This window comes from Schlesneria sp., assembly GCF_036405755.1.
Classification (GTDB): Bacteria; Planctomycetota; Planctomycetia; order Planctomycetales; family Planctomycetaceae; genus Schlesneria; species Schlesneria sphaerica.
Window position 1 is genome coordinate 1 of sequence record NZ_DASWWZ010000485.1, and the last position, 5,563, is coordinate 5,563.

Below are 5,563 nucleotides of genomic sequence, written 5' to 3' on the forward strand. Positions count from 1 at the left end.
CTTCAGATCCCGCCTCGCGGCGGGCACCCTGTCCTACAGCTCACGGTTCCGGTCATCACGGCCCGTAGAGAACTTCCATCTCCGAGAAACACAACATGCCAGGCGCACAAACCATAAAATTGATCCGTTTTCAAACGAATCAATTTGAACTCAAACCAGAAGTGCCACCCAGCCTTCTGCCCGCCGAGTTCCATCCCCATCTTCCCCGCGATCTATGGCCTTGAAAACGATGGTGTCGCGGCTGAAGAGTCCTTATCGTATTGACTTCGACTCCCGGTGGGGCCTGATCATTCTAATCAGCGAAAGCGAAGGGATTTTTCTGTGAGGCGATGGTGGTCACCATTTCTGTATGTCTGGGCGCTTCCCGGCAGCTTTGTGGGACTGCTGTTTGTTCCTTATGCGCTGGCTACGGGGGGCAAAGTTCAATTTGTGGACGGAGTGCTCGAAGCTTACGGGGGTCGCCTGACGGCGCTACTCAAGCGGCCGTTCTGGATCTGCGGTCCCATCGCGGCGATCACCCTGGGTCACGTCGTTCTCGGTTGTGACAAAGAAACCCTGTACCGTACTCGCCGCCACGAACGTGTCCACGTCCATCAGTACGAACGCTGGGGGCCGTTCTTCATTCCTGCCTACATCATGGCCAGTTGCTGGATCCAATGGCGGGGCGGCAACGCCTACCTCGACAACCCCTTCGAAGTCGAAGCCTACGCCATCGACGACGGCTGGAGCGACCCCACGCTCTGAGTCGGTTTTCGAGAATCAGACGACGGCTTCCGATCACAAATCGAATCGCACGTCACCAGCCTTTCCCGCATCCGTCAGGCTGCGTGAGTTGACCGGTTGGGTGGCTTTGCGGTGGAATGGCAGTTCCGTCGGCGGGCGTTGGCGTATGGACACTCACGTGGATGTGTCAATTTCTCGGCGACTGGTTCATGAGATTCGTCGATTCCAATATCGTTTACACCGTCCCCTGCGCACCTGGCACTCCTGACTTTGTGCAGCTTGATACTCTTTAAACTCTGTGGGCTTGGGCTCAGAACGAATCAAAGGTTTTTGACGTGGCTTTGATTGAGATTCGGGATGTCTGCAAGGTCTATAACCTGGGTGAAGTCCAGGTTCATGCGTTGAAGGATGCGCAGCTTACGATTGAGCAGGGAGAGTATGTCGCGTTGATCGGGCCGTCCGGGTCGGGCAAAAGTACTCTCATGAACACCCTGGGGTGTCTCGATCGGCCTACCTCGGGGAGTTACAAGCTGGCAGGGGAAGAGATCGCCACGATGTCCAATGATGACCGGGCGCGAATTCGGAATCAGCGGATTGGGTTCGTTTTCCAGAACTTCAACCTGCTCAATCGTACCTCGGCGCTGGAAAACGTTGAACTGCCGCTCCTGTACGCGAAAGGATTCTCGGCCGCCGAACGGCATCGTCGCGCCATTGAGAAATTGTCGCTGGTCGGACTGGCCAGTCGTCTGGACCATCACCCGAGCCAGCTTTCCGGAGGACAGCAGCAGCGGGTGGCGATCGCTCGTGCTCTGGTGAACGAGCCTGCGATCCTGATGGGGGACGAGCCTACCGGGAACCTCGACTCCAAAACCAGCCGCGAAGTCATAACTCTGTTCCGTGAGCTGAACGAAACTGCGGGAATCACCGTCATTCTCGTGACCCACGACGCCAATGTGGCAAAAAATGCCAAACGGGTCGTCGTGCTGCGCGATGGCGGCATCGTTTGCGACACGACAGACTTTCGCCAGGCGTTACAACTGTTACAGTCCGGACTTGATGAATAACCCTCGCTTCGCGCCTCTTCGGCAGACGATGAACTACCAGAGATTTCGTCGTTTGATGCGAGTGCTTCGGTATGCAGTCCAATCATCGATACTGGCTGATCGCAGTCGTGGCGTCGAGCTTTGCCTTATCCGCAAAGTCTGCCACGGCGCAGCACCTTTTTCCGACAATCATGCCGGGACAACGGTCGGTCCAGGTGCGAGATCCTTCCCAGCTTGCCAAATATCGCATCTACGATTCCCCTCCCCCGCCGACTGTCTCCACGACAGAAGAGCTGGAACCCTGTCCCATTTCACTGGATGACGTTATTCGGTTTTCCTTAAACCGAACGGATGTTGTGCGCATTCTGACAGGCGCCACGGCAACATCGAGCGGCCAGACGATTTACGACGCCGCCATCACCAACACCACGATCGACCAGAACAACGCCCGGTTCGATCCCGTCCTCTCCTCCGAGAGTGCGTTTACTCATCTGGAAAATCCTCAGGCCGTTTTCGACCCTGTCGATCCGACACAGACGCTGCTGAACGGCTACATCACGGATGGATTCGCCAATTCGACGAACCTCACCAAACTGAATGCGTTGGGGGGAACTGCAGGAATCGGCTGGAACGTCAATGATCGCCGATTTCGGCCTCAATTCAGCCCGCTTAATCCGCAAGCGGATACCAATACGGTCCTCAGCTACACGCAGCCATTGCTTCGGGGGGCAGGCATCCAGGCCAACATGGCTCCGATTGTCATCTCGCGAATCAACACCGAGCTCTCCTTCTTCGTTCTGAAAGATTCCGTTCAGGAGATGGTTCGCGGTGTCATCGAAGGGTACTGGACCCTGGTCGCCGCCCGAACCGACGTCTGGTCGAAGGAACAACAGATCGAACAACTGGAAGAGACGGTGCGCTACATCAAGACTCAGATGAAGCTGGGCATCGTTAATCGAGCCGACTTGTCTCAGGTGCAGGTGACACTGGCGAACACGCGAGCCAACCTGGTCACATCGCGCGCCAACATGATTCAACGCGAAGATGCATTGCGAAACCTCATCGGGATGCCTCCGTCGGATGGCAAGCAGCTCATTCCGCACACGCCCCCCACGGACGAGCGATTTCATCCTGACTGGTCGAAACTTCTCGAGATTGCCGCCGAGAGAAGGCCTGACCTGGTTGAGATGAAACTCATCATCGAAGCAGACGAGCAGCAGATTATTCTCGCCAGGAACTCGGCGTTGCCTCAGTTAGACGGAGTTGCCCTGTACCGCTGGAACGGGCTGGAAGGAACCACGCCCGCCGGACCTCCGATTCGGACGGGGGCCGGGGAGCATACCGACTGGACCCTTGGGGTCAATTTTTCTGTTCCGCTGGGCCTGCGTCAGGCCCGCGCCACTCTGCGGCAGCGGGAACTGATCATTGCCCGCGACCGGATTAATCTTCACCAGGGCCTGCATAACGCGGCTCATATTCTGGCAACGAACATCCGAAGTCTCGACCAGTACTACGAACTCTATCTCGCCTACCGCGAGGTTCGTGAAGCGGCCAAGACGAACCTCGATTATCAACTCGCCAAGTACCGAACCGGAAACGGAATTCTGATCAACGTCCTGCAAGCGGTGACGGACTGGGGGAACGCGATTTCCAACGAAGCCAATTCGCTCGCGAACTACAACACGACGCTAGCCACACTGGAACGGCAGAGTGGAACCATTCTGGAAACCCACGGTGTTACGTTCTACGAAGAACGCTACGGCTCGATCGGCCCGCTGGGACGCTTCTTCGTCGATTCATGCTATGCGGCGGAGACTCGCCCAGGCGAGAACGGTGAACGTTACCCCATGTCAGAAAAGCCCGCCGAAGAAAAGTTCGATTTGAAACGGCCAAAGGATCTTCGGGACAAGCCCCCGGCGATCGACTACGACAAGATCCCGTTGCCCACGCTGGAGGAAAGTGTCGACGACGTTCCGCCCGAACCCGATACCAAAGACGATGACGACGCTCCCATCCCCGCCCCCTCGACTGACCGACGACGTTCGGCGATTCGCGTCGTTTCCAACACTGAGGAATCCAGTCCAGAAGAGTCGGCATCCGTTCGACGCAGCAACGATCGGCGACGTGAAATTGAATCCCTGAAGCCGAAATCGATTCGTGCTCGAATTCTCGGGTGGGGATCCCGCTAAAGATTCTGAACTTGCAAACGTTGAACTCGGCCCGTGCTGGCTGACACTATCAATTTGTTACGGTGCTGATCGGTCTTGTCGCTCATTCAGTTCGGCCAGTTCCACCAACAGTCGTTCGAGTTCCGCGAGGTAGTCATCCCGGGGCAAGTCGCCCTTCCGGTCCCTGAGTTGCTCAACCGCCAGCTCAAGTCTGTTCCGCTCCGCCTTCACTTCCGGAGGCAACGCGGAATCAAGCGAATTGGGGACAAGGTGCCACTGGTGGGCCCGTCGTCCGTCCTGCGGCGGTGCTTCGCTGGGTTTTACGATCGCGCTCAGACCACGGAACTGGTCTGCACGCACGCCGTTGCCGTCTCCGTTGTCGTCGAGCAACGCATGTTCGGTCGCAATCCGTCCGTCCGAATCGTAATACTCGGCCGTCCGTCGAGACGCCATCAGAAATGCCTCCCACAGAGAGGTTTGATTGTCTTTGTCGAGGTCCGCCGCGGGATCTGCGATGGCTTGCGACATGTAATCACCGAAGCGGGAAAAATTCACCTCGGTTCCCGATTTCGTGGCCGCCAAAACTATTCGATTAGGGCTGGCCAAGACGGGAATGAATGCACCGCTGGCGGAGGCACAGTTGATGATCGCAATGGGTCGGCGAATCGGTTTCAGCCACTCATTCAGTTCATCCGCCGAAAGATCCGGCCCACGCAAGTTGAACTTTGCCGCGCGTCGATCAAACGTTCCGTGGCCAATCAGGACAATCCACAGTTCGCTCTGTGAATCATTGTTCTCTTTCTGGATCGCATCGCGAAGGCGGTCGTAGTCGGAGACCTCATTCGCCACTTCCCCTCGATGCCGGCCGATCACGGTCACCGAGACCCCCGTTTCCCTGGCAGCAGCCACCCAGCGTTCAGACCACTGGTAGAACGAGATCTCGAACTGAGGTGTTCCAGAGGCACCGATCACGACAATCAGAGACTGTGGAGGAGAGTGTGGCTGGACGTTCTCAGTCGATTGCGCCCACACTTTTTCCGTTGTCGACAGCGTCAGGAACAACATTCCCGTCAGGGCCGCAGTGCAGAAATCCATACGGTACGCTGACGACCGAACGTGGGCGATCATGAGCAGCCATTGGAATGGGAGCAACCTTGCCGCGGTTGTCTTCACAATTGAGACGATATGACCGAATGAGTTCTCCATCAGGGCAGTCCTTTCCATCGTCGCAGCCCCCATTCCGCACACAAACAGGCGACGATCAGCCCCAGCATCCAGGGCTGGTGCCATAAGGGGATCGTGTAGGCTTCCGTCAGCGGTGCCTTACGGCCCGCCAGCGATGCCACGAACCGTTCAAGTCCATCCAGAGGGACGACTTCACCCGACGTCCGTTCGGCGATTCGCTTCAAAAATGCGACATTGGGTGTGACTTGTGCGAATTCGTCGGCCGACGGGTCAACGGCCCACCCCGTTTCCGCTCGCGCCAGCCGTTCCCCCTCCTGGTCAATGACTTCGACTTCCGCTCGATACCGGCCTGCGAGCCTTGCGGCGAAGGTCGCCTCGTACAATCCCGGTTCCTGCAGCGAAGGTTCACCCGGTTGAGACGCGACGGTACCGTCGGGCAACTTC

General features: G+C 57.3%; 4 protein-coding genes and 1 pseudogene. 3 read left to right on the top strand and 2 right to left on the bottom strand.

The genetic code is table 11. The features are described from left to right. Positions 1 to 321: 321 nt before the first annotated feature. The 3 genes from VGE80_RS16390 (at position 322) to VGE80_RS16400 (ending at position 3,955) form a co-directional block, all read left to right on the top strand. Positions 322 to 744 (top strand): hypothetical protein, encoded by a 423-nt coding sequence (locus VGE80_RS16390; RefSeq protein WP_373651444.1) that lies wholly within the window; start codon positions 322 to 324, stop codon positions 742 to 744. Between the two features lie 320 nt (positions 745 to 1,064). Beyond that, complete coding sequence (locus VGE80_RS16395; RefSeq protein WP_440593421.1) at positions 1,065 to 1,787, top strand: ABC transporter ATP-binding protein; 723 nt, start codon at positions 1,065 to 1,067, stop codon at positions 1,785 to 1,787. A 71-nt stretch (positions 1,788 to 1,858) separates the two neighbouring features. Next, the gene (locus VGE80_RS16400; protein ID WP_440593419.1) at positions 1,859 to 3,955 is read left to right on the top strand and encodes a TolC family protein; all 2,097 of its coding nucleotides are present in this window, start codon (positions 1,859 to 1,861) and stop codon (positions 3,953 to 3,955) included. A gap of 57 nt (positions 3,956 to 4,012) precedes the next feature. On the opposite strand, the gene VGE80_RS16405 is transcribed toward VGE80_RS16400, so the two are convergent. Further along, positions 4,013 to 5,140: a hypothetical protein gene (locus tag VGE80_RS16405; protein ID WP_440593420.1), complete on the bottom strand. Its 1,128-nt coding sequence runs from the start codon at positions 5,138 to 5,140 to the stop codon at positions 4,013 to 4,015. After that, positions 5,140 to 5,563 (bottom strand): annotated as a pseudogene (locus VGE80_RS16410) (glutamine amidotransferase); the annotation flags it as partial. The pseudogene VGE80_RS16410 and the gene VGE80_RS16405, both read right to left, overlap by 1 nt.

What these genes read in the sequence shown, in the direction of transcription:
- VGE80_RS16400 (WP_440593419.1), top strand. Translation starts at nt 1,859, where the DNA reads ATGCAGTCCAATCATCGATACTGGCTGATCGCAGTCGTGGCGTCGAGC.
- VGE80_RS16405 (WP_440593420.1), bottom strand. Translation starts at nt 5,140, where the DNA reads ATGGAGAACTCATTCGGTCATATCGTCTCAATTGTGAAGACAACCGCG.